This window comes from Telluria sp. Soil_C_11 (assembly GCF_057657395.1).
The window spans coordinates 229,372-255,379 of sequence record NZ_JBDGIN010000006.1; the positions used below are offsets into that span (position 1 = coordinate 229,372).

24 protein-coding genes and 1 tRNA gene are annotated in these 26,008 nt (G+C 67.0%); 13 read left to right on the forward strand and 12 right to left on the reverse strand.

Annotation, left to right across the window (positions count from 1 at the left end; translation table 11 throughout):
* Positions 1-2: 2 nt before the first annotated feature.
* From mdcC to AC3A6M_RS12800, 7 genes are all read left to right on the forward strand, one after another.
* Complete coding sequence (mdcC, locus tag AC3A6M_RS12770) at positions 3-326, forward strand: malonate decarboxylase acyl carrier protein (protein WP_487853101.1); 324 nt, start codon at positions 3-5, stop codon at positions 324-326.
* Entirely contained in the window at positions 323-1,222 is a 900-nt protein-coding gene (locus AC3A6M_RS12775) for a biotin-independent malonate decarboxylase subunit beta (protein ID WP_487853102.1), read from the forward strand. The genes mdcC and AC3A6M_RS12775 overlap by 4 nt, the downstream gene beginning before the upstream one ends.
* Entirely contained in the window at positions 1,219-1,935 is a 717-nt protein-coding gene (gene mdcE, locus AC3A6M_RS12780) for a biotin-independent malonate decarboxylase subunit gamma (protein WP_487853103.1), read from the forward strand. Before AC3A6M_RS12775 ends, mdcE begins: the two co-directional genes overlap by 4 nt.
* Positions 1,919-2,602 (forward strand): malonate decarboxylase holo-[acyl-carrier-protein] synthase, encoded by a 684-nt coding sequence (mdcG, locus tag AC3A6M_RS12785; RefSeq protein WP_487853104.1) that lies wholly within the window; start codon positions 1,919-1,921, stop codon positions 2,600-2,602. The genes mdcE and mdcG overlap by 17 nt, the downstream gene beginning before the upstream one ends.
* Positions 2,595-3,476: a triphosphoribosyl-dephospho-CoA synthase MdcB gene (gene mdcB / locus AC3A6M_RS12790; RefSeq protein WP_487853105.1), complete on the forward strand. Its 882-nt coding sequence runs from the start codon at positions 2,595-2,597 to the stop codon at positions 3,474-3,476. The genes mdcG and mdcB overlap by 8 nt, the downstream gene beginning before the upstream one ends.
* A gap of 2 nt (positions 3,477-3,478) precedes the next feature.
* Entirely contained in the window at positions 3,479-4,405 is a 927-nt protein-coding gene (locus tag AC3A6M_RS12795; protein WP_487853106.1) for an ACP S-malonyltransferase, read from the forward strand.
* Positions 4,406-4,509: 104 nt separating this feature from the next.
* Positions 4,510-6,483 (forward strand): S9 family peptidase, encoded by a 1,974-nt coding sequence (locus tag AC3A6M_RS12800; protein WP_487853107.1) that lies wholly within the window; start codon positions 4,510-4,512, stop codon positions 6,481-6,483.
* Between the two features lie 51 nt (positions 6,484-6,534).
* Here the strand turns inward: AC3A6M_RS12800 and ychF are convergent, their stop codons facing one another.
* Together ychF and AC3A6M_RS12810 are read right to left on the reverse strand one after the other, a co-directional pair.
* The gene (gene ychF, locus AC3A6M_RS12805) at positions 6,535-7,626 is read right to left on the reverse strand and encodes a redox-regulated ATPase YchF (RefSeq protein ID WP_487853108.1); all 1,092 of its coding nucleotides are present in this window, start codon (positions 7,624-7,626) and stop codon (positions 6,535-6,537) included.
* 75 nt (positions 7,627-7,701) lie between these two features.
* Positions 7,702-8,799, reverse strand: coding sequence for a patatin-like phospholipase family protein (locus AC3A6M_RS12810; RefSeq protein WP_487853109.1), 1,098 nt, complete (start codon positions 8,797-8,799; stop codon positions 7,702-7,704).
* Positions 8,800-8,941: 142 nt separating this feature from the next.
* Between AC3A6M_RS12810 and AC3A6M_RS12815 the strand changes: the two genes are divergently transcribed.
* The gene (locus tag AC3A6M_RS12815; RefSeq protein ID WP_487853110.1) at positions 8,942-10,192 is read left to right on the forward strand and encodes a transglutaminase-like domain-containing protein; all 1,251 of its coding nucleotides are present in this window, start codon (positions 8,942-8,944) and stop codon (positions 10,190-10,192) included.
* A gap of 10 nt (positions 10,193-10,202) precedes the next feature.
* Here the strand turns inward: AC3A6M_RS12815 and AC3A6M_RS12820 are convergent, their stop codons facing one another.
* Positions 10,203-10,688: a GNAT family N-acetyltransferase gene (locus AC3A6M_RS12820; RefSeq protein WP_487853111.1), complete on the reverse strand. Its 486-nt coding sequence runs from the start codon at positions 10,686-10,688 to the stop codon at positions 10,203-10,205.
* Positions 10,689-10,936: 248 nt separating this feature from the next.
* On the opposite strand from AC3A6M_RS12820, the gene AC3A6M_RS12825 reads away from it, so the two are divergent.
* Entirely contained in the window at positions 10,937-11,146 is a 210-nt protein-coding gene (locus AC3A6M_RS12825) for a cold-shock protein (RefSeq protein ID WP_487853112.1), read from the forward strand.
* 187 nt (positions 11,147-11,333) lie between these two features.
* Positions 11,334-12,779: an HD domain-containing phosphohydrolase gene (locus AC3A6M_RS12830; RefSeq protein WP_487853113.1), complete on the forward strand. Its 1,446-nt coding sequence runs from the start codon at positions 11,334-11,336 to the stop codon at positions 12,777-12,779.
* A 75-nt stretch (positions 12,780-12,854) separates the two neighbouring features.
* On the opposite strand, the gene pth is transcribed toward AC3A6M_RS12830, so the two are convergent.
* The 7 genes from pth to AC3A6M_RS12865 all read right to left on the reverse strand — a co-directional run bounded on the left by pth (position 12,855) and on the right by AC3A6M_RS12865 (position 19,006).
* A complete protein-coding gene (gene pth, locus AC3A6M_RS12835; RefSeq protein WP_487853114.1) occupies positions 12,855-13,439 on the reverse strand; it encodes an aminoacyl-tRNA hydrolase in 585 nt (194 codons plus the stop codon).
* Positions 13,440-13,602: 163 nt separating this feature from the next.
* Positions 13,603-14,190, reverse strand: coding sequence for a 50S ribosomal protein L25/general stress protein Ctc (locus AC3A6M_RS12840; protein WP_487853115.1), 588 nt, complete (start codon positions 14,188-14,190; stop codon positions 13,603-13,605).
* A 203-nt stretch (positions 14,191-14,393) separates the two neighbouring features.
* The gene (locus AC3A6M_RS12845) at positions 14,394-15,344 is read right to left on the reverse strand and encodes a ribose-phosphate pyrophosphokinase (RefSeq protein WP_487853116.1); all 951 of its coding nucleotides are present in this window, start codon (positions 15,342-15,344) and stop codon (positions 14,394-14,396) included.
* A gap of 151 nt (positions 15,345-15,495) precedes the next feature.
* Positions 15,496-15,572 (reverse strand) — tRNA-Gln (locus AC3A6M_RS12850).
* Positions 15,573-15,646: 74 nt separating this feature from the next.
* Positions 15,647-16,546: a 4-(cytidine 5'-diphospho)-2-C-methyl-D-erythritol kinase gene (gene ispE / locus AC3A6M_RS12855; protein ID WP_487853117.1), complete on the reverse strand. Its 900-nt coding sequence runs from the start codon at positions 16,544-16,546 to the stop codon at positions 15,647-15,649.
* A 1-nt stretch (position 16,547) separates the two neighbouring features.
* Positions 16,548-17,153, reverse strand: a complete 606-nt coding sequence (locus AC3A6M_RS12860) for an outer membrane lipoprotein LolB (protein WP_487853118.1) — start codon at positions 17,151-17,153, stop codon at positions 16,548-16,550.
* A gap of 101 nt (positions 17,154-17,254) precedes the next feature.
* On the reverse strand, positions 17,255-19,006 hold the full coding sequence (locus AC3A6M_RS12865; protein ID WP_487853119.1) for a tetratricopeptide repeat protein: 1,752 nt from the start codon (positions 19,004-19,006) through the stop codon (positions 17,255-17,257).
* A gap of 174 nt (positions 19,007-19,180) precedes the next feature.
* Here AC3A6M_RS12865 and mutM point away from each other — a divergent pair, with 174 nt between their 5' ends.
* Genes mutM through mutY form a run of 3 tightly spaced genes read left to right on the forward strand, consistent with a single transcriptional unit; the run spans position 19,181 to position 23,098 of the window.
* The gene (gene mutM, locus AC3A6M_RS12870; RefSeq protein WP_487853120.1) at positions 19,181-20,017 is read left to right on the forward strand and encodes a bifunctional DNA-formamidopyrimidine glycosylase/DNA-(apurinic or apyrimidinic site) lyase; all 837 of its coding nucleotides are present in this window, start codon (positions 19,181-19,183) and stop codon (positions 20,015-20,017) included.
* 22 nt (positions 20,018-20,039) lie between these two features.
* The gene (locus tag AC3A6M_RS12875; protein WP_487853121.1) at positions 20,040-21,983 is read left to right on the forward strand and encodes a dynamin family protein; all 1,944 of its coding nucleotides are present in this window, start codon (positions 20,040-20,042) and stop codon (positions 21,981-21,983) included.
* The gene (mutY, locus tag AC3A6M_RS12880) at positions 21,980-23,098 is read left to right on the forward strand and encodes an A/G-specific adenine glycosylase (protein ID WP_487853122.1); all 1,119 of its coding nucleotides are present in this window, start codon (positions 21,980-21,982) and stop codon (positions 23,096-23,098) included. Before AC3A6M_RS12875 ends, mutY begins: the two co-directional genes overlap by 4 nt.
* A gap of 84 nt (positions 23,099-23,182) precedes the next feature.
* Here mutY and AC3A6M_RS12885 read toward each other — a convergent pair whose 3' ends face one another.
* Complete coding sequence (locus tag AC3A6M_RS12885) at positions 23,183-24,322, reverse strand: deoxyguanosinetriphosphate triphosphohydrolase (protein WP_487853123.1); 1,140 nt, start codon at positions 24,320-24,322, stop codon at positions 23,183-23,185.
* Positions 24,319-25,977, reverse strand: a complete 1,659-nt coding sequence (aroKB, locus tag AC3A6M_RS12890) for a bifunctional shikimate kinase/3-dehydroquinate synthase AroKB (RefSeq protein ID WP_487853124.1) — start codon at positions 25,975-25,977, stop codon at positions 24,319-24,321. Before aroKB ends, AC3A6M_RS12885 begins: the two co-directional genes overlap by 4 nt.
* Positions 25,978-26,008: the final 31 nt, after the last annotated feature.

A 26,008-nucleotide genomic window follows, 5' to 3' on the forward strand; every position in this document is an offset into this window, starting at 1 on the left:
CCATGGAAACCCTACGATTCAACTTCAGCGGCGGCCAGCGCCGGATCGACGGCGCGCGCCTGGTCGGCGTGGTCGGCTCGGGCAATCTGGAGATCCTGATCGAGCAGCGTCCATTGAGCGGCGCCTGCGCGGTCGAGATCAGCACCGCCGCGCACGGCTTCGGCCCGATCTGGGAAGCGGTGGTGCGCGACTTCCACCAGCGCTGGCAGCTGGCCGACGTGCACGTGTCCATCAACGACATGGGCGCGACCCCGGCGGTGGTCAGCCTGCGGCTCGACCAGGCCGCCGAATCGATCACCGGCTCGATCAGTGGAGAAGCTTCATGAGCAGCTACCAGGAAGCCACCGCGCGCCAGCGCATCGTCGCCATGCTCGACGAAGGCAGCTTCGAAGAGTTCCTGCCGCCGCAGATGCGCATCACCAGCCCGCACCTGCCCCAGCTCGACGCCCCGGTCTCGTTCGACGACGGCGTCGCGGTCGGCCGCGGCACCATCGAAGGACGCAAGGTCTTCATCGCCGCCCAGGAGGGCGCGTTCATGGGCGGCGCCGTCGGCGAAGTCCATGGCGCCAAGCTGGTCGGCATGCTGCGCCGCGCGGTCGACGAGCGTGCCGACGCCGTGCTGCTGCTGCTGGAAACCGGCGGCGTGCGCCTGCACGAAGCGAATGCCGGCCTGATCGCCGTGTCGGAAGTGATGCGCGCCGTGCTCGACACCCGCGCCGCCGGCATCCCGGTGATCGCGCTGGTGGGGGGCGCCAACGGCTGCTTCGGCGGCATGGGCATCGTGGCGCGCTGCACCAACGGCGTCGTGATCTCCGAAGAAAGCCGGCTGGCGATGTCCGGGCCGGAAGTCATCGAGACCGCCGGCGGCGTGGAAGAATTCGACGCGCGCGACCGCGCCCTGGTGTGGCGCGTCACCGGCGGCAAGCACCGCTACCTGCTCGGCGATGCCCAGGCCATCGTGGCCGACGATATCCGCAGCTTCCGCGACGCCGCGCTGCAGCTGGCCGATGCGGCGCGCGGCAGCGGCACCGGACTGACGCTGGAGGCGCTGGAAGCCGAGCAGCGCATGCTGGGCAGCCGCCTCGAACGCTTCGGCGAACTGGAAGATCCGCTGGAGATCTGGGAAGCACTCGGCGTCGAGGATCCGCATTCGGTCCCGCTGCTGGAAACCGACGCATTCCGCGAACTGGCCGAGCGCCACCGTGAAGGAGCAGCATCATGAACTGGCAGAATGTGGCGGACGCCCTGTTCCCGCAGGGCCACCGCATCGCCGAGCGCAACAACTTCCTGAGCGGCGAAGCGCAGGTGGGCGGCCAGACCGTGACCGTGATCGGCACCACCGGGCACACGCCGATCGGCGTCGAGATCGCGCTGGCGCAGGCCACCGCGATCCTCGACACGGTCAGGCAGCACCCGGGCCGGCCGATCGTGATCATGGTCGATACCGAAGGCCAGCGCCTGCGCCGCCGCGACGAAATGCTGGGCATTAACAGCTACATGGCCCATCTCGGCAAGTGCGTCGAGCTGGCGCGCCGGCAAGGCCACCGCATCGTCGGGCTGGTGTACGACCAGGCGCTGTCGGGCGGTTTCATCACCAGCGGCCTGATCGCCGACGCCTGCTATGCCTTGCCCGACGCCACCATCCGCGTGATGGGCCTGCCGGCGATGGCGCGCATCACCAAGGTGCCGCTCGAAAGGCTGGAACAGCTGGCCCAGGACAACCCGGTGTTCGCTCCCGGCGCCGAAAACTACCGGCGCATGGGCGGCGTGGCCGATATCTGGCACGGCGGGCTGGCGGCCGCGCTGGAGCAGGCCATCGCCCAGGCCGGACCGGAAGACCGCCGGGCCGAACTCGGCCTCGAACGGGGCGGCCGCAAGCTGTCCTTCCGGGTGGCGCAGGCCGTCCGCACGGGGTCCGATGTACAGGCGGCATGACCTGGTCTGGCTGACGCCGCAAGGCTGGGACATGGCGTCGCGCGGCCTGGAAGGCGCACGCCTTGGCCTGGCCGAGGACTGGCGCACGCGCGGCCTGCCGGCCGTGGTGCGCAGGTTCGAGCCGGGTACGGCGCCCGGCATGCTTTGCCTGGGCATCCCTGCCCCGCCCGACCCGCACAGCGGCCAGAAGGTGCGGCTCGGCTTTGCCGCCGAGCGCGGCCACGTCGCCACCGTGCGCCCGGCGCTCGCGCTGGACGAGGCCGACGCGCCGGCCGCCTGGCAGCCGGGCCTGGCCAGCCTGCGCATCGGGCTGCGCGCCGCGGGCGTGGACTGCCGGGTGTTCGGCTCCCTCGCCATGCAGACCCTGACCGGCGACCGCTATCTCGGCACCGATTCCGACATCGATCTCCTGCTGCGTCCCGCGAATGCCGCCCAGCTCGACGCCGGCCTGGCGCTGGTGGCGCGCCACGCGCAAAGCCTGCCGCTGGACGGCGAGATCGAATTCCCGTCCGGGCATGCCGTGTCCTGGAAAGAGTGGCGGGCCGTGGTCGGGCAGGCGCGGGCTGGTGCCGACCGCGTGCTGGCCAAGCACCTCGACACGGTGGCCCTGATGCGGCACGACGAGCTGCTCGGGCAGTTCGGCACGCGTGGAGGCGGCCATGGCTGAGGCTTGCCTCCTCGATCGCGGCCATGCCGCCGTCGACAGCGCCGCGGCCGGCGCCGCCGTCGCGCGCCATGCGGTGCGCAGCCTGTACCAGGAACTGGCGCTGTATCCGAAACCCGGCCTGGTGTCGCTGGTCGACACCGGCAGCCACGACGACATGGATGCCTCGACCTTCGTGCGCAGCCTGTTCTCGCTGCGCCGCTACTTCCTCGACATCGCCCTGGCCGGCGCGCAGGACAGCGGGTTCGAGGCCCTGCGCCTGCTCGGCGTCGACGCCGAGCGGCGCATGCTGGGGGCGACCGGCGGCATCAACACGCACCGCGGCGCTATCTTTTCCTTGGGGATGCTGTGCGCGGCGGCCGGGCGCGCAGCGCTCGATGGCGCAGGCGGCTGGCAGCCCGGCCGGCTGCGCGCGACCTTGGTGGCGTGCTGGGGCGAAGCGCTGTCCGCCCACCGCGGCCCGGCGGCGTCGAACGGCGCCGCGGTGCGCGCGCGGCACGCGGCCCCGGGCGCGCGCGAGCAGGCGGCGGCGGGCTTCCCCGCCGTCTTCGAACTGGCCCTGCCGACCCTGCGCCGCACGCTGGCGGCGGGGCGCGGCCTGCGCTGCGCCCGCATCGACACCCTGTTCACGCTGATGGCCGAACTGTCCGACACCAACGTCTACCATCGCGGCGGCGCGGAAGGTGCGCGCATCGTGCGCGCGACTTCATTGGCCTTCCTGGAACGCGGCGGCACCGCCGCGGCCGGGTGGGAGGAAGACGCCGTGGCGGCCCATCGCCGCTTCGTCGCGCACCGCCTGTCGCCCGGCGGCGCGGCCGATCTGCTGGCCGCGACCTGCTTCGTCCACGCGCTGTCCGCCGAAACGGGGCCCCTTTAATCATGCGCCTCGCCATCCTCTGTCCCGGACAAGGCGCGCAAGGACCGGGCATGTTCGACCTGGCCGCCGGCGATCCTGCCGCGCTGGCCCGCGCCGAGGCCTGGCTGCGCGGCGCGGACGGGCCGGTGTCGCAGACCCCGCTGCGTGAACTGCTGTCCCACCCCTCGGCCATGTTCGACAACCGCAGCGCGCAGCCGCTGGTGGTCGCTTCGACCCTGATGGCCTGGACCATGCTGGCCGCGCGCCTGCCGCGACCGGCCCTGGTCGCCGGCTACAGCGTCGGCGAAGTCAGCGCGTATGCGGTCGCCGGCGCCCTGCCGCTGGACCGGGCCGTCGCCCTTGCCGCGCAGCGCGCCGCGATCATGAGCGAAGCGGCGTCGAGCGGCGGCGAACAGGGCATGGCGGCGGTGTCCGGCGTCGCGCCGCAGATTGCCCGCGACCTCGTCGCGCAAGCCGGCTGCGAAGCGGCCATCGACACGCCCGGCGCCCTGATCGCCGGCGGCCTGCGCGCCCGGCTCGACCGGCTGGAGGAATTGGCGCTACGGGCCGGCGCCGGCTATAAACCCTTGCCGATCACGGTCGCGTCGCATACCAGCCTGCTGGCCGCGGCGGTCGATCCGCTGCGCACCCTGCTGCAAGCCCATGCCGCCACGCCATCGCTCCCCTTGCTGGCGGGCGTGAGCGCGGCCACCGTGCCCGATGGCGCGCAGGCGGCCGAACTGCTGGCCCGGCAGACCACCACGACCATCCGCTGGACCGATTGCCTGGACGCGATCCTCGAGGCGCGCATCGACGTCGCCCTGGAGCTCGGTCCCGGCAACGCCCTGACGCGCATGCTGCGCGAGCGGCATCCGGGCATCGCCTGCCGCTCGGTGGCGGATTTCCGCAGCGTGAAAGGGATCGTGAACTGGGTGGAAGCGCAGGCTTGAGTCCGGACGCCAGAAACGGTCGATTGGTTATTGTTCGATAGAATTTTTTGCCATTTGGCAAGTATGATGATGGATTGTCTTCCACGACAGTTCAACAGCGATTCATGCTCAAACATATCCTGCTGGCCGGCGCGTGCCTGGCCCTGAGCGCCGCCGGCGCGGCCGCTGCCGACGCGCCGGCTGCTTCGTCCGCGCAACTCCCCGTCCACGCCTTCTTTACGCCACCCCAGTTTTCCGGCGCCACGCTTTCTCCCGACGGCAAGCATCTCGCCCTGCTGCTGCGCGGACCGGAAGGCCATATCGTGCTGGCGAACATGCCTGCCGCCGGCGGCCCGGTGCGCATCCTGGCGGGCGTGAAGGAGATGGAGGTCTTCGACGTCCACTGGGTCAACAACCATCGCCTCGTGTTCTCGGCGTACCGCGACGATGCCGACGAGCGCGAGCGCGCCCGCGGGCCGGGCCTGCATGCCATCGATATCGACGGCAGCAAGTACAGGCACCTGGTTGCGCACGAGTGGGGCGCCAGCACGCGCCGCGAGTCCCTGCCGCCGAATACCTACTTCCTGAGCACGGTGCACGACGCGCAATCGGGCGACGTGTATGTGACCCGCAATAACGTCTTTGACGAAGATTTCGAAGGCTATGCGCTGTTCCGCCTGAATACCGAGACCGGCAACCTGGTGCGCGTCGATGCGCCGGAGGGCATCAGCCGCGTGGTGATCGACGCCGGCGGAACGCCGCGCGTTGCCACCCGGCGCCAGGACGGCGTCACCCACCTGCTGTACAACGATCCATCGAGCGGGAAGTGGCGCGAGCTGGGTGCCTATACCCTGGAGTCGCCCGACAGCGTCTCTCCCGCCATGGTGACGCGCTCGGGGCAGTTGTACGTGAGGAGCCACCACGGCCGCAACACCGCCGGCCTGTACCGCATGGACGTCAACACCGGCAAGCTGGATCCGGAACCGGTCGTCGGGCTGAAGAACTTCGATTTCAGCGGGTCGCTGATCCTCGCGCCCGACCACGAAAACCTGCTCGGCGTGCGCTACGAAACCAGCGAGTTCATCACGACCTGGGTCGACGAAGGCATGAAGCAGGTACAGCAACGCATCGACACCCTGCTGCCGTCGACGATCAACGAACTGCAGGTGGCCAGCGACGCGGTGTCCGATGCCGTCGTGGTGCACTCGTATTCGGATACCGAGCCGGGCTTCTGGCAGCTCTACCACCGCAGCACCGGCAAGCTGACCCCGCTGGGGACGAGCATGCCCGGCATTCATCCGCTGAAGATGGCCGACACCTCCTTCGTGCGCGTCAAGGCGCGCGACGGCCGCGAGATCCCGGCCTATCTCACCTTGCCCAAGGGCGAGCGCAAGAACCTGCCGATGGTGGTGCTGGTGCACGGTGGCCCGTGGGTGCGCGGCGTGCATTTCGGCTGGAACCCGCAAGTGCAGTTCCTGGCCTCGCGCGGCTACGCGGTCCTGCAGCCCGAATTCCGGGGCAGCCGCGGTTTCGGCGACGAGCACTTCAAGGCCGGCTGGAAGCAATGGGGCCAGGCGATGCAGGACGACGTGGCGGACGCGACGCGCTGGGCGATCGACAAGGGGGTTGCCGACGGCAAGCGCATCTGCATCGCCGGCGCCAGCTATGGCGGCTACGCGACGCTCATGGGCCTGATCCGCAACCCGGAACTGTTCCGCTGCGGCGTCGACTGGGTGGGCGTGACCGACATCAACCTGCTGTACGACCTGCGTTACACCAACACTTCGCAGGACGCCAAGACCTATGGCCTGCCGACGCTGATCGGCGACCAGAAGGAGGACGCGGCCATGCTGAAGGCGAACTCGCCGCTGGAGAACGCGTCGAAGATCACGCAGCCGCTGCTGCTGGCCTATGGCGGCAAGGACCGCACGGTGCCGATCGATCACGGGAAGAAGTTCTACGAGGCGGTCAGGCGCACCAACCCGCATGTCGAGTGGATCGAGTACCCGGAAGAAGGGCATGGCTGGCGTTACTTGCGGACCACGGTGGATTTCTGGTCGCGGGTCGAGAGGTTCCTTGGGGAGAACCTGGGCAGGTAGCAATGAAAAACGGCCCGCGTCGATGCGGGCCGTTGTCGTTTCAATCGTCGATCAGACGTTGAACAGGAAGTTCAACACATCCCCATCCTTGACGATGTATTCCTTGCCCTCGGCGCGCATCTTGCCCGCCTCCTTCGCGCCCGCCTCGCCCTTGTAGGCGATGTAGTCGTCGAACGAGATGGTCTGGGCGCGGATGAAGCCGCGTTCGAAGTCGGTGTGGATCACGCCGGCCGCCTGCGGGGCGGTGGCGCCGATCGGCACGGTCCAGGCGCGCACTTCCTTCACGCCGGCGGTGAAGTAGGTTTGCAGGCCCAGCAGCTTGAAGGCGGCGCGGATCAGGCGGTCCAGGCCCGGCTCTTCCATGCCCATGTCGTCCAGGAAGGCTTTCTTGTCTTCATCGTCCAGGTTGGCGATTTCCGATTCGATGGCGGCCGAGATGGCGACGATCGGGGCGTTCTGCTTGTTCGCGAACTCGGTCAGCTGGTCCAGCAGCGGGTTGTCCTTGAAGCCGCTTTCCGAGACGTTGGCGACGAACATCGCCGGCTTCGCCGTGATCAGGCACATCGGCTTGATCAGTTCGAGCTGGTCGGCGTCCAGGCCCAGGGTGCGGACCGGCTGGCCTTCGTTCAGGTGCGGCAGCATCTTTTCGATGATTGCGCACAGCTTGATCGCTTCCTTGTCGCCGGCGCGCGCCTTCTTCTGCTCGCGGTGCAGGACTTTCTCGGCGGTGCCCATGTCGGCCAGCGCCAGCTCGGTCTGGATCACTTCGATGTCGTCGATCGGGCTGACCTTGCCCGCCACGTGGATCACGTTCGGGTCTTCGAAGCAGCGCACGACGTTGACGATGGCGTCGGTCTCGCGGATGTGCGACAGGAACTGGTTGCCCAGGCCCTCGCCTTTCGATGCGCCGGCCACCAGGCCCGCGATGTCGACGAATTCGACGATGGCCTTGACGATGCGCTCCGGCTTGACGATGGCCGCCAGCTGGTCGATGCGCGGATCCGGCACCTCGACCACGCCGACGTTCGGCTCGATGGTGCAGAACGGATAGTTTTCAGCCGGGATGCCGGCCTTGGTCAGGGCGTTGAACAGGGTGGACTTGCCGACGTTGGGCAGGCCGACGATGCCGCATTTGAGACTCATGGGAAGCTTTCAGGGTCGAATTTACGAAACCGCATATTGTACCCCTGCTGGGCCCCGAAGACCGCAAATGCCTCATTAAAGCGGACGAATCCGCGACAAATCGGGCTTGTTCGCAAACGCCGCGAACGCGTCGCGCAGCCGTTCCCCCTCGTCCATCGCCTGCTTCCAGGCCAGGATGCGCGCATCGTGGTTCAGCCCGTAATACTTGAAGTCGCTGCGATCGATCAATTTTCCGCGCGGAAGCTTACCAAGGAATTCAGGGCTGGGCGCGACGATCAGCACATTGTCCAGCCAGCCGCGGTTCGGGCCACGCGCGGCGCGGCGCCACGGCAGCGCCTTGTCCAGCCAGCCCGGCACGATGTGCTCGCTAAAGTGCGGGTACAGCACGAGCTGGGCCTGGTCCCGCTCCGCAATCCGTGCATAGGGCAGCGCCAGGTTGTAATCGATGATGCCGCCGTCCCAGTAATGGCCCGGCGGCGCGCCGGCGATGTCGCGCACTGGCTTCATCAGCATCGGCAGCGTCCCGGACGCCAGCAGGCCGGACGCCAGGTTCTCGCGCGTGAGGGGCGCGAAATGGGTCGAAAAGCTGTCGAACTTCTCGCGCAGCCAGGGTGCGGCGCTGCGCACGTCGCCGATCACCACGCGGTCCATCAAGCGGGCCAGGCGGTCGCGCGAAGCCAGGTTGTGCAGGGCGGCCGCGGCGAAGCCCTTCATCTCCGCATACCGGTGCCCGGGCGCGGAGAGAAGCCGCTTGCCGCGCACGGTCAGCAGGTGCAGGCGGTGCTGCGGGTGGTTGACGATGTCGTCTTCGTGGCCGCGCACGAACTCGCCCAGCAGGCCCTGCACCACCTCGTCGATCTGTTCCTGCGACGGTTTGGTACTGGTGTAGCGCTGCCCGCTGTACAGCTCGCCGAGGCGTTCGAAGGCTTTTACGGGGTCGCGCTGGCAGGCCGCGGCCATGCGCCAGGCGCCGATCGAGGAGCCGATCAGGGCGCGCTCGCGCGGCGCGGACGGGAACCATTCGCCGAACACCCACTGGTCGAGCGAGCGGAAGACCAGTCCCTTCGGACCGCCCGCGGCGGCGGGCACGACAGCAATGTCCTGGGCGCGCAATCCATGCGCGCGGATCTGGGCCAGGGCCAGCGGCCCGGCGTGGAAAGTAAGTGCGCTCATCGAGGAATTATCGCAGGAAGCGCGGGCCCGCGCCGGCAGGGGTTCGGGCACGCATCCGCCCGCTTGCGTGCGCACAAAGGCCGGCGCGCCCGGCTTCGTAACATGGCTGGGTTGCTGGCCGAGCCGTCTTTGCGGAGTCCCCATGCCTTATCGAAAGTTGATTTGCCTGCTATACCTGTTCACCTGCTTGCACGCGTGGGCACGCGCTGCCGGCGCGGGCCTGGAGCTGGCCTATGCCGGCTATCCGGAACTCGCCGCGGCCGTCCGCCAGCGCCTGGAGGGCAAGGCCGCCCCCTCGCCGGCGCTGGGGGCGCTCGCGCGCGAACTCGCGGCCGGGCGCGCGGATCCGCGCGCGCGCGCGCTGGCGCTGGCGGACTGGGTCCGCACCCACATCCGCCACGTCGCCGCACGCGTGCGTTTCGACGGTCCCGCGCCGCGGCCGGCGGCGGCCGTGCTGGCGCAGCGCAGCGGCAACAGCGAGGAAATCGTCGTGCTGCTGCGGGCGCTGCTGGCGGAGAGCGGCATCGACAGCACCGCGGCCCTCGTGCGGCGCGGCGACATCGATACCTTGCCGGAGGTCGCCATGCCCGCCGCCTTCGAGCACATGCTCGTCTACCTGCCCGGCCTCGGCCTTTACCTCGATCCGACCGCGGAAACCATTGCGGCCGGCTACCTGCCGCCATCCCTGCTCGGCAAGCCGGTGCTGCTGGCGAGCGGCGGCTTTGCGATGACGCCCATGACGCAGCCGCAGAGCGTCAGCATGAAGACGACGGTCGAGATCCGGCGCGACGGCAATGGCTCGATCACGCTGGACCGGACCTATGCCGGCGCCCTCGCCGAGCCTTTCCGCAAGGCGGTGCGCGATGCCCCGCCGGCGCTGCGGGAACGGTTCGTGCGGCGCATGCTGCCGGGCCTGTCGCCGCAAGGCCGCGATGCGCTGGCCCCCAGGACCCTGGACGTGGGCGAGGATGCATTCCGGATGTCGCTGTCCGGCGTCGGCGCGCATGTCGTCGCCCTGCCGGGATCGCGTGCGCTGCCGACCAGCCAGCCTTACCTGAGCACCGTCGCCGATGCGGTGGCCGGCATGCCATGGGAGAGCAGCGGCAGCCGGGCTGTCTCCTGCCCGGCGATCGACGCCATGGACGAGACCCGCTACCAGTTGCCGCGGCAGGTGAAGATCCTGGCGCTGCCGGCGCCGGTCAGCGTGACGCGGGGCGGCGTGTTTTACCGCGCCGCCTACGAACGGCAAGGCAATACGGTGCTCGTCAAACGGCGCCTGACCTTCCGCAACGGGCGCCCGACCTGCACCCCGGCCGAGGTCCGCGCCATGCGGCCGGCGCTGGAACGGGTCGCGCACGACTTGCGCAGCCGCGTCGCGATCACGATGCGTTGAGCGCGCGGGGTCAGCCGGCGGCACGCAGCGTCTCCACCGCGGCATCGGTGAGTTCGAAGCGCAAATCGACCCGGTCGCGCCCGGAGCGGTAACCGCCCGGCCAGCGCGCGATTTCCTCGAAGCCGCAGCGCTGGAAGAAGCCGGCCGTGTGCGGATGCGTGTCGACGGTGACGTAGCGCGGCCGCAGTGCCAGCGCCGCCATGTGCAGCAGGCGGTAATGCAGCAGGGCCCGGCCGATGCCGGCGCCGTGGCGGTCGGCGCGGACCAGGCCGAACACCAGGGTGCCCAGGTTGTAGAACTCGGAAATTTCGTAGCCGCCGAATCCGACGATGCCGTCGCCTTCTTCGACGACGAACAGGGGGCCGTCCGGCTCATCCAGGCAGGAGCGCAGCCAGGCTTCTTCCGAGGCCGGGAAATACTCGGGGACGTTGGTACGGAACGCGGCCAGAACGGCCTCGCGGTCGGCCGGGTGATAGTGCCTGATCGTCAGTTTCATGCTGAACCGTCACGTTGCGTGAATCGTGGGAGTGCGGCCTACTATACAAAATAAATCCGAAATGATTAGGTGAACCCGCGACCGACCTGTATATTGAATCGGGCACTACATCAAGTCGTCGTCATTGTCGGTCTCTTTCCCGTCTAGCCCTCGTGGCATTCCTGTTTGATTCCCTTCGGTCACATCTCTTGGTCGCATGTGCGTCCCCGGGCATGTTCGCCCACATCAAACATTACAGGAATACATCCATGACTACTCAAACCGGCACCGTCAAATGGTTCAACGACTCCAAAGGCTTCGGCTTCATCGCTCCTGACGCAGGCGGCAGCGACCTGTTCGCGCACTTCCAGGACATCCAGTCGGAAGGCTTCAAGAGCCTGTCCGAGAACCAGCGCGTGTCGTTCGAGCGCTCGTCCAGCCCGAAGGGCGAAAAAGCCAGCAATATCCGCGCGATCTGATCCGCCGCTCCGATCGGCCGCCTGAACGGAGGGCTGCACCACGCAGATAGCATGGGCACCCTTCCGCATCACCGCGGTCCTCGACCAAGCCCGCTTTCCGGCGGGCTTTTTGCGTTAACGGCCGGGCTTTTTCGCCATCCGTATCGTGCTCCTTGTTCACCTTCCTGTTGGCCGTTACATTATGGCCATGCAACTCGACGAAACCATCAGCGTGGAAGATGCCGTGCAGGTGCTGGCCATGGTCGGCGACCTGAGCATGGGCCTGCCGCCCGATCATTCGATCCGGACGGCGCGGCTGGCCGCACGCCTGGCGGAAGAAAACGGCGACGCCGCGGACGCCTGCACCAGCACCCGCCTGGTCGGGCTGCTGCGCTGGTCGGGCAGCACGGCGACGGCGGCCGGCTTTGCCAGCCTGCTGGGCGACGACGTCCTCGGCCGACACGCGATGGTGACGCGCACCCTGTCCGGCAATCCCCGGCTGACCCTGCCCAACGTGCTGCCGCTGGCCGAGATGCAGTGCGAGGTGGCGGGCGACATCGCCGCGCTGCTGGGCCTCTCGAACGATGTCGAAGAAGCCCTGCGCCACCTGTTCGGCAGCCATCACCGTGGCGACATGCAGGATGCGCTGTTCGCGCCGAACATTCCGCGCGCCGTGTTCTACGTGCGCCTGGCCGGCGACCTCGAAGTGCTGGCGCCGGCCCATGGCACCGACGGCGCCCTGCAGCTGATCGGCGAACGCGCTGGCGTGAAATACCCGGCAACCCTGGTGCAGCGCCTCCTGCCCCACGCCCGGGACTGGCTGGCCGCGCTGGACGAGCCGTCCTGCGCCGCCGACTACGCAGGGCACGACCGCCCCGTCGCGCTGACCATCGTGGCCGACGTGATCGAACTGAAGCTGCCCTGGCTGGCCGGCTACTCGCGCCGCGTGGCGGAACTGGCCCGGCGCAGCGCGGTCCCGGCGGGCCTGATCGCGCTCGAGGAAAAGCCGCTGGTGCGGGCCGCCCTGCTGCACGGGATCGGACGGGTGGCGGTGCCGAACGCCGTGTGGGAACGCCCCGGCAAACTGGACGTCCTCGACTGGGACCAGGTAAGAAAGGTGCCGTTCTGGACTGCGCGCGCCGGCGCCCAGGTGCCTGCCATCGCGCAGGACGCGACGCTGGCCTCGTTCGTGTATGAACGCCTGGACGGCAGCGGTTACTTCCGCAAGGCGCGCGGTGACGCGATCGGGATGCAGGAACGGGTGCTGGCGGTGGCCGCGGCCTACACGGCGATGTGTTCGCCGCGGCCCTGGCGCCCGGCCCATGGCGAAGCGGCGGCCGGGACCCTGCTGGTCGCGCAGGCCGGCGCGGGACGCTTCGACCGCCAGGCGGTGGCCGCCGTCCTCGACGCCGCGCGCGCGATGGCGCCAAAGCCGGGCCGGACGAATCAGGTGCGCGACGAGCTGCTGTCCGCCCGCGAGATCGAGGTGCTGCGCCATATCAGCCTGGGAGAAACCAGCCGCGAAGCGGCGCGCGCCATGAAGATCAGCCCGGCCAGCGTGCGGACCCACGTCGACAATATCTTCCAGAAGCTGAATGCCGGCTCGCGGCCGGCGGCGACGCTCAAGGCACTGGCGCGCGGCCTGATTTTGTAGGGTGGGCACAACGTGCCCACGCGTGACGCCTGCATATTGCCTGCTTACGCGTGGGCACATTGTGCCCACCCTACGTCAATCCGTATGCAGCTGCGTCGTGGCCTGGCTCAGCTTGCCTTCGCACACCATCGGAATGATGCGCAGCGCCTTGTCGATCGCCTCTTCGATCAGGGTCTGCTCTTCGCGGCGCGGGCGGTGCAGCACGAAGTCGGCCACGCCTTGCTGCAGGTTGAGGGTGCGCGGGTGGCCGATGCCGAGGCGCAGGCGCCAGTAATCCTGGGTGCCGAGGCTCGACGTGATGTCCTTCAGGCCGTTGTGGCCGCCGGAGGAGCCGCCGCGCTTGAGCTTGGCCGCGCCGGGCGGCAGGTCGAGTTCGTCGTGCACGACTAGGATCTCTTCCGGCGCGATCTTGAAGAAGCGCGCCAGCGCGCCCACCGACTGGCCAGAGCGGTTCATGAAGGTCAGCGGTTCCAGCAGCCAGACGTCCTTGCCCGAGATCGATGTCTTGGCGACCATGGCATTGAAACGCGTCTCGCGCTGCAGATGGCAGCCCGGCAAGGTATTGGCGAGGTTGTCGACCAGCCAGAAGCCGGCGTTGTGGCGGGTTTGTTCGTATTCCGGGCCGGGGTTGCCGAGGCCGACGATCAGGCGGATGTGCATAGAACGGTCTAGTTCGCGTAAAACTCGATTATCGCGGAAAACCGCGAATGGCTGAATAAACAAGTCTGAACAAAACAAAAAACCCGCCGGACGCGAGTCGAGCGGGTTTTTCATCGAACCGCTCCCGAAAGAGCGGTTGGCAAGCCGATTACTCAGCAGCGGATTATTCAGCAGCGGCTTCGGCCGTGGCAGCACCGCGCGGGATCGACGAGGTGGCGACGGTCTGGTCCTTGCCGTGGGCGACCACGGACACGCCTTCCGGCAGGGTCAGGTCGGACACGTGCACCGATTGACCGGCTTCCAGCTTGCTCAGGTCGACGGTGATGAATTCCGGCAGCTTGCCCGGCAGGCAGGACACGTCCAGCTCGTTCAGCACGTGCGACACGATGGCGCCGCTCAGCTTGACTGCCGGCGAGACGTCGGCGTTGATGAAGTGCAGGGCGACCTTGGCGTGGATCGGCTGCGAAGCGTCGACGCGCTGGAAGTCCACGTGCAGGACCAGTTGCTTGTATGCGTGCATCTGGAAGTCACGCAGCAGGACTTGCTGGGTCTTGCCGTCCAGTTCCAGATCCAGCACGGAACCGTGGAAAGCTTCTTTCTTGAGCGCGTGGAACAGCGCGTTGCCATCGACGGCGATCAGTTCCGGGGCAGCGGTGCCACCGTAGATGATGCCAGGGGTCTGGCCAGCGTTGCGCAGGCGGCGGCTCGCTCCGGTCCCCTGCAGTTCGCGTTTGAATGCGACGACTTTCATGGTGTTACTCCAAGTTGTATGGGCTCGAATGCCGGCTTGGCCGGCCCGGGTGCCCGGTTGTGGATGCCCCCGCGACCAGGGGCTTCCGAGAAATGAGCGCATTACGCACCCAAGAAATTCTGTATGACTTGCATGGACGTGGGCACGGGTGCCCACCCTACCGTTCGATGTAGGGTGGGCACCCCGTGCCCACGTTTTTTATCTTAATCGACGAACAGCGAGATAACCGAATCACCCTTCACGATACGCTTGAAGGTTTCGGCCAGCAGCGGTGCGCAGGTCAGCTGGCGGATCTTGCCGCAAGCCTGGGCGGCCGGGCTCAGCGGGATCGTGTCGGTGACGACCAGTTCGTCCAGCGGCGAGTTCGCGATGCGATCGATCGCCGGGCCGGACAGGACCGGGTGCGTGCAGTAAGCGACGACTTTCTTCGCGCCACGCTCTTTCAGGACTTCAGCGGCCTTGGTCAGGGTGCCCGCGGTGTCGACCATGTCGTCCATGATCACGCAGTTGCGGCCTTCGACTTCACCGATGATGTTCATGACTTCCGACACGTTCGCCTTCGGGCGGCGCTTGTCGATGATCGCCAGGTCGCAGCCGAGGCGCTTGGCCAGCGCACGGGCGCGCACCACGCCGCCGACGTCCGGCGACACGACCAGCAGGTCGTCGTAGTTGCGCTTCTGCAGGTCGCCCAGCAGGATCGGCGATGCGTAGATGTTGTCGACCGGGATATCGAAGAAGCCCTGGATCTGGTCGGCGTGCAGATCCATGATCAGCACACGTTCCACGCCGGCTTCTTCCAGCATGTTGGCGACGACCTTGGCCGAGATTGCCACGCGGGCGGAACGCGGGCGGCGGTCCTGGCGGGCATAGCCGAAGTAGGGAATCGCCGCGGTAATGCGGCCTGCCGATGCGCGCTTGAGAGCGTCGACCATCAGCATGATTTCCATGAGGCTGTCGTTGGTGGGAGCGCAGGTCGATTGCAGAACGAAGACGTCCTTGCCACGAACGTTCTCGTTAATTTCGACCATGACTTCGCCGTCGGAGAACTTCGAGACCACGGCCTTACCGAGAGGAATGCCGAGGCTTTTTGCGACCCCTTCTGCTAGCGCCGGATTGGCATTGCCAGTAAAAACCATCAGGTTTTCGTAAGCCATGGGGAGTCCCAGAAGAGTTAGAGCGTTGAAAGAACTGAAAAGCCGTTAATGCAAGAAGATTAACGTTTGGACTACAAAAAAAATGGGCCGCTCGCGGCGGCTCCACTTCGTGCCTGCTGGAGCATTGCATCAACAGCTCAGGCAAAAACTTTGGCAGGGGAACAAGGATTCGAACCTTGGTATGCCGGAATCAAAATCCGGTGCCTTAACCAGCTTGGCGATTCCCCTACACTGAAACTTGTACTGCTTGCTTATCGTCGCTTCGACTATGTCGCCGTTGCGTCGACAGGCAAAATTTTATTCTACAACTCGTTGATTTGCAAGAGCGATTTCATCGGATGTTTCGTTAGCGACCTTGCTTTCCATGCTTTCCACTTCGCCGGCACCTGCATCAGTACCTGCTCTGCTTCTTGCTCGCTGGAAAACGCGCTGAACACACACGCTCCGGAACCAGTCATCCTGGCCGCTCCATGACCGCTCAACCATTCGACCGCCTCGGCTACCGGCGGGAACAGGCGGGCTGCCACGTCCTGCAAATCATTTCTCCCGAACTCAATCGAACCTTTCGATCCGGCCAAGTGCCCTAGGAAGTCCGCTATTCTGACGGCATTCGTGTCTCTTGTCAAATCGGGCGCCGTGAAAATTGCCGCAGTCGGCACCGAAACGCCCGGCTCGATCACCACGTACCAGCAATCCGGGCCCGGCACTGCCTGCAGCGCCTCCCCTACTCCTTCGGCGAAGGCGGTCTCGCCGAACAGGAAGAACGGGATGTCGGCGCCCAGCGGCAAGCCGATCGCCATCAGCTCGGCATCCGCCAGGCCAGCCTGCCACAGGTAGTTCGCGGCCATCAGCGCGGTGGCGGCATCGGACGAGCCGCCGCCCAGCCCGCCGCCCATCGGCAAACACTTGTCGATGCGCACGTCGATGCCCGGCGGCAGCCTGCCATGGCGGCGCTGGTATTCCGCCTGCAGTGCCCGCAGGGCGCGCACGATCAGGTCCTGCTCTTCCGGCACGCCGGGCACGTCGTTCACGCGGACGATGTTGCCGTCGGATCGCAGGTCGAAGTCGAGCGTGTCGGCGTGGTCGATCAGCTGGAACACCGATTGCAGCAGGTGGTAGCCGTCCGGGCGGCGGCCGATGACGTGCAGGAACAGGTTGAGCTTGGCCGGCGCCGGACAGCCGTGGAGCGAAGTCAGGGCCATCTCAGCTTGCCGGGGAGATCGAAATGCGAAGCGACAGCTCGCCGCTGGTGGCGGTCGCGCTGCGTTCGGCGTTGATGGTTTTCGGCATCGGCGCGCCATTGACGCCGGCCTGCCAGTCCACGAAACGCAGGCGCCACCCATCGCGCGTGAACACGTTGTTGTTGGCGGGAGAGGCTGCGAAACGCTTGCCCTGTGCGTCGGTGGCATAGCCCTGCAGCCAGTCGCGCAGGCCGGCCACCGGCAAGGGCCAGCCGAGCGCCTGCTGGGTGAGCGCGTCGATGTCCTTCGCCGTGCGCGGCTCGCGGTTGGCCTGGGTCAGCGTGGCGGACTCCGGCGTGACGCTGATCTCGGCAACGGTCGAGACCGGCGAATTCAGCGACACGTCGATGCGGCCCGGACGCTGGGTCCAGGTGTAACGGCCGGTGAGGTGGTCCTGCTGGCCGTCCTGCTTCAGGTAACTCACCGACAGGCTGCCCGTCAGGTCGATCGTGTCGCGGTAGGCGCCGACCGAAGCGGTGGACAGGTTGGCGGTGGAGGTGGCGCAGCCGGAAAGGGACAGGATGGCGGCTGCGGCGAGCGCTAGTGGAAGTGAACGGTGAAGTGGCATTGGTCAGCAAACTTGGGTCCCCGCCTTCGCGGGGATGACGATTATTCGCGGGCGCGACGATTAAATTTATTTCAAAAAAAGCTATTTTATGAAAGATTCCTTCAAAGCGACGCCCGCAAGCGGTTCAGCGTGCTCTTCAACGCATCATTCTTCGGATCCTTGGCCCGCGCTTCGCGCCACAGCTTGCGGGCATCGTCGTGCTGGCCCTTCTTCCACAGCACTTCGCCCAGGTGGACGGCGATCTCCGGATCGCTGCGCAGTTGATAGGCCTTGCGCAGCTGGGTCTCCGCTTCGTCCAGCTTGCCCAGGCGGTATTGCACCCAGCCCATGCTGTCCATGATGAAAGGATCGGTCGGCGCCATCTTCTGGGCCTTGTCGATCAATTGGTAGGCTTCCTTCAGGCGCACGTTGCGGTCCGCCAGCGAATAGCCGAGGGCATTGTAGGCCTGATGGTTTTCCGGCGCCTTGGCGATCACCTGGCGCAGCGATTTTTCCATCACGTCGGTCTTGCCCATCTTTTCGGCCATCAGCGCGAAGTCGTACAGGAAATCCATATTGTCCGGGAAGCGCTTCAGGCCCTGCTCCATCAGCTTGTAGGCTTCCTGGTTCTTGCCGGCGTCGCGCAGCAGCTGGGCGTCGATCAGCACCACCTGGGCCTGCTCGGCCGGGTCCTCGGGCTTGAGCGTGCCCAGCAGCTTGCGGGCGCCGGCCAGGTCGCCCTGCTTGGCAGTCAGCTGGGCGCGGCGCAGGTCGGCGCCGAACTGGATTTTCGGGTCGGGCGTGTCGAGGCGGTCGAGCCAGGCTAGCGCGGCGGGGATGTCGCCGCGTTCCTCGGCCAGCTGGGACAGGATCAGCACGGCCTTGGACGGGTCGCGCTCCTCTTCCGGCGCCTTTTCCATGACCTCGACGAAGCGCGTGAAATACTGCTCGGCGGTCTTGTTGTCGTTGGTCTGCATCGACAGGATGCCGAGCGCGTACAGGTTGCCCGGATTGTCCGGCTGGGCCTTGTCGAGCACCAGGAATTCGCGGCGCGCCGCCTCGTACTGCTTGGCGTTGACCAGCATGCGGGCATACGCCGTGCGCACTTCCTTCGCGTCCGGATGGGCTTGCAGGAAGTCGGCCAGCACCTTGGCGGAGGCCTCGTCGCCTTCCGTCACCTGGGCCAGGGTCAGGATGGCGATCTCGGAATCGGGCTTGATCTGCAGCGCGGTGCGGGCTTCGCGCAGGGCGTCGTCTTTGGCGCCGCGCGCCAGGGCGGACTGGGCCAGCACCACGTGTGATTCCATCATGTTGCCGTAGGGCGCCACCAGGCGCTCGAGCATGGCGATGGCGGCTTCCTTGTCCTTGGCGCGCATCATCAGCTGCTGCGCCTGGAACATCACCAGGCCGCGCGCACCCGGGGGCGCCTCGGCCAGGCGCTGTTTCAACGCACTTTCTGCTTCGGCGAGGTTGTCGGACAGGACTACCAGCCCCAGATAGTACTGGTTGGCCTCGTCGGAGTTGGGCGCGTACTGGCGCCACAGCTTCACTGCGGCGAGGGCGTCGTCGGCTTGCTTGGCCGACAGCGCCATCTCGGCGGCGCGCTTGGCCAGGCGCGGATCCCTGGTCTGCTGTGCCAGGCTCATCAGCGTAAGGTAGGGGCCCTGCCAGTCGCCCTTCTTGAAGGCCAGCTCGGCATTCATGAGCTGGTACATCATCTGGGGCGTCATGTTCACGTTCGGCAGTTGCTCGTCCCCTTGCTTGGCGTCCAGGGCAGGTTCGCCGGCGGCAGCGCGGCGCTGGGCCTCGGCGGCGGCGAGCGGCCGGTCGGCGTGGTCTCCGGCCGCCTGCTCCGGTTGCGGTTTGGGCGCCACAGCGCATGCAGATAACAAGGCCGAGAGAGTTACAATGGCGAAAGTGTTTTTCAAGGTCGATCCCGCATTGACAAGATTGACCGATTCTACGCTTAACGCCTTCCGCGCGTGCGCCGTTGCAACACGAATTTACATACTTTTCCACTGTTCTTCTCTGCTCATCACTGCTGATCCATGCCTGAACTCCCGGAAGTAGAAGTCACGCGGCGCGGCGTCGCTCCGCACCTGGAAGGCCGTGTCGTCGAACAGGTCGTGCTGCGGCGCGAGGGCCTGCGCTGGCCGTTTCCGCCGCACCTGAACGAACTGCTGGCCGGCCGCCGGATCCTGTCGACCAGCCGGCGCGGCAAGTATTTGCTGATCCATTTCGAGCACGGCACCCTGATCGTCCACCTCGGCATGTCCGGCCACCTGCGGGTGCTGCCGGAAGGCGTCGAGCTCAAAAAACATGACCACTTCGACCTGGTCGTCAGCGGAGGGCCCGAAGGCCGGCGCGTGCTGCGCCTGCACGATCCGCGCCGCTTCGGCGCCGTGCTCTGGCATGGCAACGACGATGGCGACCTGGCCCGGCATGTGCTGCTGCGCGGCCTCGGCGTCGAGCCGCTCGAGGACGGCTTTTCAGGCGCCCTGCTCCACCGCGAGACGAGACGGCGCAACGCACCCATCAAGCAGGTGCTGCTGCAGGGCGACATCGTGGTCGGGGTCGGCAATATCTACGCCTGCGAAAGCCTGTTCCGCGCCGGGATCAACCCGAAGACGGCGGCCTCGCGCATCAGCCGCGCCCGCTATGACAGGCTGGCCGAGGCCATCCGCGAGATCCTTGCCGCTGCGATCGTGCAGGGTGGTAGTACCTTGCGTGACTTTATTGCAGTAAATGGTCAATCTGGATATTTCCAGCAGACATATTTCGTCTATGATCGGGCGGGAGTGCCGTGCAGAAACTGTGGCGCGCCGGTGCGCCAGATCGTCCAGGGCCAGCGGTCGACGTTCTACTGCGCGACCTGCCAGAAGTAAGCCAGAGAGGGACAGCGGAACAATGCAAGATATTCAACAATACGGCGCCTGGCGCGCAAGCGTCGCCGAGACGCTGGAACAATACCGCGGCTGGGTGCAGGCAGCGGAGCTGCTGGACGGCGCCGCCGAACAGCGCCTCGCGCGCGCCCTCGCCCGCGTGCGCGACGACCGCCTGTCGGTGGCCTTCGTGGCCGAGTTCTCGCGCGGTAAATCCGAGCTGATCAACGCGATCTTCTTCGCCGACTACGGCCAGCGCATCGTGCCGTCCAGCCCGGGACGCACCACCATGTGCCCGACCGAGCTGGCCTGGGATCCGCAGCTGCCGCCCTGCATCCGCCTGCTGCCGATCGAGACCCGCGCCAGGCGCCTGGCCACCAGCGACTACCGCGAAGATCCCGCCGCCTGGACCGTGCTGCCGCTCGACCTGGCGTCGCCCGAGCGCATGATCGAGACCTTCCGCCAGGTCAGCCTGACGCGCCGCGCCGGCGTCGACGAAGCGCGCAGCTACGGCCTGTACGACCCGGAGGATCCGGACCTGCAGGGCGCCGTCGGCGACGATGGCCTGGTCGAGATCCCGCAGTGGCGGCATGCGCTGATCAACTTCCCGCATCCGCTGCTCAAGCAGGGCCTGGTGATCCTCGACACCCCGGGCCTGAACGCGATCGGCACCGAGCCGGAGCTGACCCTGAACCTGATCCCGAACGCGCACGCGGTGCTGTTCATCCTGGCCGCCGAAACGGGCGTGACGAAGAGCGACATCGAAGTCTGGCGCACCCACATCGGTTCCGGGCCGGGCCGCATCGTGGTGCTCAACAAGATCGACGCCCTGTGGGACGAGCTGCGCACGGAAAGCGAGAACGACGCCGCGATCGCGCGCCAGCAGGCCGGCGCGGCGCAGCTGCTCGGCCTCGACGAATCGCAGGTGTTCCCGGTCTCGGCCCAGAAGGGCCTGGTGGGCCGCGTGAACGGCGACATGGCGCTGTTCGAGAAAAGCCGGATCGGCTCGTTGGAGGCGGCCCTGTTCAACGAACTGATCCCGGCGCGCCAGGACATCCTGCGCCGCCAGCTGCGCGAAGACATGGAGGCCATCACGGCCGGCCAGCAGGCGCTGCTGGGCGCGCGCATCCGCGACCTGGTCGAGCAGCTGCAGGAGCTGCAAAGCCTGCGCGGCAAGAACCAGGGCGTGATCGCCCACATGATGCGCCGCGTCGAGATGGAGAAAAAGGAATTCGACGCCAGCCTGTTCAAGCTGCAGGGCACGCGCGCCGTGTTCGCGACCCTGTCCACGGAGCTGTACAGCAGCATCGGCATGGACGTGGTGCAGGAACAGGTCGAAACCGTGCGCACGGCGATGGAAGGCGTGCGCTTCGCCACCGGCATGCGCGCCCCGGTGCGCGCCTTCTTCGAATCGGCACGCGCCAACCTCGACGCTTCCACCGCGAAGATCGGCGAGATCGGCGCGATGATGGAAACCATGTACCGCAGGTTCTCCGCCGAGCATGGCCTGGCGCTGGCCATGCCGATGCCGCTGTCCTTGTCGCGCTACCGTGGCGAGATCGACGCGGTCGAAGCGATCTGGCAGAAGCAGTCCGGCACCGCGACCCTGCTGATCACCAGCCGCGGCGCCTTGCTGGAGCGCTTCGTCGACACGATCGCGGCGCGCGTGAAGCACACCTTCCGCGCCGCCAACGCCGACGTCGAGGCCTGGCTGAAGGTGATCATGGCGCCGCTGGAAGCGCAGATCCGCCAGCACCGCGAACAGCTGCGGCACCGCCAGTCCTCGATCCAGCGCATCCACGACGCCACCGAAAGCCTGGAGCAGAAGATCGCCGCCTTCGAATCGGCCCAGCACGACCTCGAGCAGGTCAAGACCCGGCTGGCGACCCTGGCCGGCGCGGTGACGCGGGTGCTCGATGCGGAGCTGGATGAGGCACCGAAGGCATCGCAAGCATTGGAAGTTGCATGAAGAGATTGACTGAATTTGATGCCAGCGAACTGGCCGACCCGGGCTTCTCGCGCGCCGTGATCGACTGGCAGCGCCAGCACGGCCGCCACGCCCTGCCCTGGCAGAACACGCGCGACGCGTACCGGATCTGGCTGTCCGAGATCATGCTGCAGCAGACCCAGGTGGCGGCTGTACTCGGCTATTACGCGCGCTTCCTGGAACGCTTCCCGACCGTGACTGCACTGGCCGAAGCGCCGGTGGAAGACGTGATGACGTATTGGGCGGGCCTCGGCTATTACACGCGGGCGCGCAACCTGCACGCCTGCGCCCGGCGCGTGGTGGCGGAGTACGGCGGCGCCTTCCCTTCCGATCCGGCGCTGCTGGCCGACCTGCCCGGCATCGGCCGTTCGACCGCGGCCGCCATCTCCGCGTTTTCCAGCGGGACGCGCGCCGCGATCCTGGACGGGAACGTCAAGCGCGTGTTCGCGCGGGTGTTCGGCATCGACCAGTATCCCGGCCTGAAACCGGTCGAGGACGCGCTGTGGCGCCGCGCCGACGCCCTGCTGCCGCTCGAAGAAGGCATCGAGTCCTATACGCAGGGCCTGATGGACCTGGGCGCCACCCTGTGCACGCGCTCGAAGCCCGACTGCGGCCGCTGCCCGCTGCGGGACCGCTGCGTGGCCCACGCCACCGGGCGCACGGCGGAGCTGCCGGTGCGCAAACCGAAAAAAGCGACGCCGGAAAAGCGCGCGCAGATGCTGGTCGTGATCGACCGCGGCCAGGTGCTGCTCGAGCAGCGCCCGGGCACGGGGATCTGGGGCGGCCTGCTGTCGCTGCCCGAGGCCGACGGGCACGTGCCGCTGGACGAGGACGCCGAAGAACTGGACATCGGCGCGGTGGCCGAAGCGGCCGAGCGTTTCGGCACCGTCGAGGAAACCGAAGCGCTGCTGCCGCTGCAGCATGTGTTCACACACTACAAGCTGCACATCCACCCCTACCGGATCGCGCTGGCATCGCGCGCCGAGGCGGCGGAGGGCTACGTGTGGTGGGACCTGGCGCGCATCGACGAAGCGGCGCTGCCGTCGCCCATCAAGAAGCTGCTGGGGCAGCTGGGCCAACCCTCCCTCTTCGCTTGAGATAAAACAAACCGGGGTCAGACTCCCGATTTTGGCAATTATCCTGGGGATATTGCCAAAAATCGGAGTCTGACCCCGGTTTGATTAAAGTTCATCGAGCGAGAAGATGCGCTTGTGCTCGCGGATCGCGTAGCGGTCCGTCATCCCCGCGATATAGTCGGCGATCTTCCGCGCCTGCTTCATGGTGTCGCCCGACGTCACCTGGTAATCGAACGGCAGCAGCACCGGGTCCGTCATGAAGGCCTCGAACAGTTCGCGCACGATGCGGCTGGCTTTCACGCGCATGCGGTTGACCTTGTAGTGGCGGTACAGGTTGGCGTACAGGAAGCGCTTCAGCGCCGTGGTTTCCTCGCGCATCTTCGGCGAGAAGCGGATCAGCGGCGGGCTGGCGCGCACTTCGTCGATGCTCTTCGGGTCCGCCTCCTTCAGCAGCCTGCACGATTCCTCGACCAGGTCGGCCGTCATCGCCGTGATCATCAGGCGAATCGTCTCGTACAGCTCGCGCCGGCCCGGCAGGCCCGGATACTGCTGCACCACCTGGCGATGCAGGCGCGCGAACAGCTCGACTTCTTCCATCTGCTTCATGGTCAGGAGGCCGGAGCGCAGGCCGTCGTCGATGTCGTGGTTGTTGTACGCGATCTCGTCGGCCAGGTTGGTCAGCTGGGCCTCGAGGCTGGGCTGGGCCTTGTCGATGAAGCGCTGGCCGAGCTCCCCGAGCTGGCGCGCGTTGGTCAGCGAGCAGTGCTTCAGGATGCCTTCGCGCGTTTCAAACGTCAGGTTCAGCCCGTCGAAGGCGCCGTAGTGCTCTTCGAGATGGTCGACCACGCGCAGGCTCTGCAGGTTGTGCTCGAAGCCGCCGTAGTCCTTCATGCATTCGTTCAGCACGTCCTGGCCGACGTGGCCGAAGGGCGTGTGGCCGAGGTCGTGCGCCAGCGCGGTGGCTTCGACCAGGTCTTCGTTCAGGCGCAGGCTGCGCGCCAGCGTGCGCGCGATCTGGGCGACTTCGATCGAGTGCGTCAGCCGGGTGCGGAACAGGTCGCCCTCGTGGTTCAGGAAGACCTGGGTCTTGTATTCGAGCCGGCGGAAGGCGGTCGAGTGGATGATGCGGTCGCGGTCGCGCTGGAACTCGCTGCGCGAGCCGGCCGCGGCCTCGGGATGGCGACGCCCACGGGACTTCGACGAGTGCGCCGCATAAGGTGCCAGGTGGGCGTCGAAATCGATCATCGCGTACAGGCCTCCAAGGTCGCCAGCAGCGCTTCACGCGGCGCCCCGGTGATGCTCGGGCTGCCCAGCGGTTTGAGCAGGATGAACTTGATCGCCCCGCCCTCGTTCTTCTTGTCGACTTCCATCAGCTCGATCCAGCGCTCGGCGCCGAGGTCCGGAGCGACCACCGGCAGCCCGGCCGCCTTCACCAGCCGGCGCACGCGCAGGGCGTCGTCGGCTTTGATCAGGCCCAGGCGATGCGACAGGTCGGCCGCCATCACCATGCCGCAGCCGACCGCTTCGCCGTGCAGCCATTCGCCGTAGCCCAGGCCGTTCTCGATCGCGTGGCCGAAGGTGTGGCCGAAGTTCAGCACCGCGCGCAGGCCGCCTTCGCGCTCGTCGCGCCGCACCACGTCGGCCTTGATCTCGCAGGAGCGCAGGATCGCGTGCGCCAGCGCGGCGTGGTCGCGCGCCACCAGCTTGCCGATGTTCTGCTCGATCCAGTCGAAGAAGGGCAAGTCGAGGATCGCGCCATGCTTGATTACCTCGGCCAGGCCGGCCGACAGCTCGCGGTCCGGCAGGGTGTCCAGCGTCGCGGTGTCGGCGATCACGGCGCGCGGCTGGTAGAAGGCGCCGATCATGTTCTTGCCGAGCGGGTGGTTGATGCCGGTCTTGCCGCCCACCGAGGAATCGACCTGGGACAGCAGGGTGGTCGGGATCTGCACGAAGGGCACGCCGCGCATGTAGCTGGCGGCCGCATAGCCGGTCAGGTCGCCGATCACGCCGCCGCCCAGCGCCACCAGGGTGGTCTTGCGGTCGCATTTATGTTCCAGCAGGGCGTCGAACACCAGGTTCAGGCTGTGCCAGTTCTTGTGTTCTTCGCCGTCCGGCAGCACGATGGTGACGACCTCGCGTCCGTCGGCGCGCAGCGGAGCCGCGACTTTTTCCAGGTAGAGCGGCGCGATGGTGGTGTTGGTGACGATCGCGATCTTGCCGCCGCCGGCAGCGATGTGGCGGGTCAGCAGCGCGCCGTTATCCAGTAGACCGCGTCCGATCAGGATCGGATAACTGCGTTCGCCCAGGTCGACGTGAAGGGTGGTGCAAGGCTGTTCGTTCATGGTTGTGCGTACTTTGGTCCGCTGGCGCGCGGCATCGATCGCGGCCAGCTGGTCCAGGATTGTCTGAACCATCGATTGTACGTTAGGCCGGCCGGTATCGATGACGATGTCGGCGATCTCGCGGTACAGGGGCTCGCGCTGCGCGGTCAGGTCTTCCAGTTTCTTGCGCGGATCGGCCGTCTGCAGCAGCGGGCGGTTCTTGTCGTGCGAGGTGCGCGCCAGGATGCTGTTGACGCTGGCGCGCAGGTAGATCACGGTGCCGCGCTCGGCCAGCAGGCGCCGGCTTTCCGCATTCAGGACGGCGCCGCCGCCGGTGGCCAGCACCAGGCCGCTGCCGGCGGTCAGCTCGCGGATCATGTCGGCCTCGCGCCGGCGGAAGCTGGCCTCGCCTTCGATCTCGAAGATCCATGGCACCGAGGCGCCGGTGCGCGCTTCGATCTCGTGATCGGAATCGGCGAAGTTCATGCCCAGGCGGCGCGCCAGCATGCGTCCGATGGTGGTCTTGCCGGCACCCATCAGGCCGACCAGGAAGATGTTGTTGTTCTTGCAGTGAGGCACTATGTCGATCGCTCAAAATGCAAACGGCCAG

Bases quoted from the DNA above. Each gene is read 5' to 3' on its own strand.
- mdcC (WP_487853101.1), top strand. From the start codon at position 3: ATGGAAACCCTACGATTCAACTTCAGCGGCGGCCAGCGCCGGATCGAC.
- AC3A6M_RS12775 (WP_487853102.1), top strand. From the start codon at position 323: ATGAGCAGCTACCAGGAAGCCACCGCGCGCCAGCGCATCGTCGCCATG.
- mdcE (WP_487853103.1), top strand. From the start codon at position 1,219: ATGAACTGGCAGAATGTGGCGGACGCCCTGTTCCCGCAGGGCCACCGC.
- mdcG (WP_487853104.1), top strand. From the start codon at position 1,919: ATGTACAGGCGGCATGACCTGGTCTGGCTGACGCCGCAAGGCTGGGAC.
- mdcB (WP_487853105.1), top strand. From the start codon at position 2,595: ATGGCTGAGGCTTGCCTCCTCGATCGCGGCCATGCCGCCGTCGACAGC.
- AC3A6M_RS12795 (WP_487853106.1), top strand. From the start codon at position 3,479: ATGCGCCTCGCCATCCTCTGTCCCGGACAAGGCGCGCAAGGACCGGGC.
- AC3A6M_RS12800 (WP_487853107.1), top strand. From the start codon at position 4,510: ATGCTCAAACATATCCTGCTGGCCGGCGCGTGCCTGGCCCTGAGCGCC.
- ychF (WP_487853108.1), bottom strand. From the start codon at position 7,626: ATGAGTCTCAAATGCGGCATCGTCGGCCTGCCCAACGTCGGCAAGTCC.
- AC3A6M_RS12810 (WP_487853109.1), bottom strand. From the start codon at position 8,799: ATGAGCGCACTTACTTTCCACGCCGGGCCGCTGGCCCTGGCCCAGATC.
- AC3A6M_RS12815 (WP_487853110.1), top strand. From the start codon at position 8,942: ATGCCTTATCGAAAGTTGATTTGCCTGCTATACCTGTTCACCTGCTTG.
- AC3A6M_RS12820 (WP_487853111.1), bottom strand. From the start codon at position 10,688: ATGAAACTGACGATCAGGCACTATCACCCGGCCGACCGCGAGGCCGTT.
- AC3A6M_RS12825 (WP_487853112.1), top strand. From the start codon at position 10,937: ATGACTACTCAAACCGGCACCGTCAAATGGTTCAACGACTCCAAAGGC.
- AC3A6M_RS12830 (WP_487853113.1), top strand. From the start codon at position 11,334: ATGCAACTCGACGAAACCATCAGCGTGGAAGATGCCGTGCAGGTGCTG.
- pth (WP_487853114.1), bottom strand. From the start codon at position 13,439: ATGCACATCCGCCTGATCGTCGGCCTCGGCAACCCCGGCCCGGAATAC.
- AC3A6M_RS12840 (WP_487853115.1), bottom strand. From the start codon at position 14,190: ATGAAAGTCGTCGCATTCAAACGCGAACTGCAGGGGACCGGAGCGAGC.
- AC3A6M_RS12845 (WP_487853116.1), bottom strand. From the start codon at position 15,344: ATGGCTTACGAAAACCTGATGGTTTTTACTGGCAATGCCAATCCGGCG.
- ispE (WP_487853117.1), bottom strand. From the start codon at position 16,546: ATGGCCCTGACTTCGCTCCACGGCTGTCCGGCGCCGGCCAAGCTCAAC.
- AC3A6M_RS12860 (WP_487853118.1), bottom strand. From the start codon at position 17,153: ATGCCACTTCACCGTTCACTTCCACTAGCGCTCGCCGCAGCCGCCATC.
- mutM (WP_487853120.1), top strand. From the start codon at position 19,181: ATGCCTGAACTCCCGGAAGTAGAAGTCACGCGGCGCGGCGTCGCTCCG.
- AC3A6M_RS12875 (WP_487853121.1), top strand. From the start codon at position 20,040: ATGCAAGATATTCAACAATACGGCGCCTGGCGCGCAAGCGTCGCCGAG.
- mutY (WP_487853122.1), top strand. From the start codon at position 21,980: ATGAAGAGATTGACTGAATTTGATGCCAGCGAACTGGCCGACCCGGGC.
- AC3A6M_RS12885 (WP_487853123.1), bottom strand. From the start codon at position 24,322: ATGATCGATTTCGACGCCCACCTGGCACCTTATGCGGCGCACTCGTCG.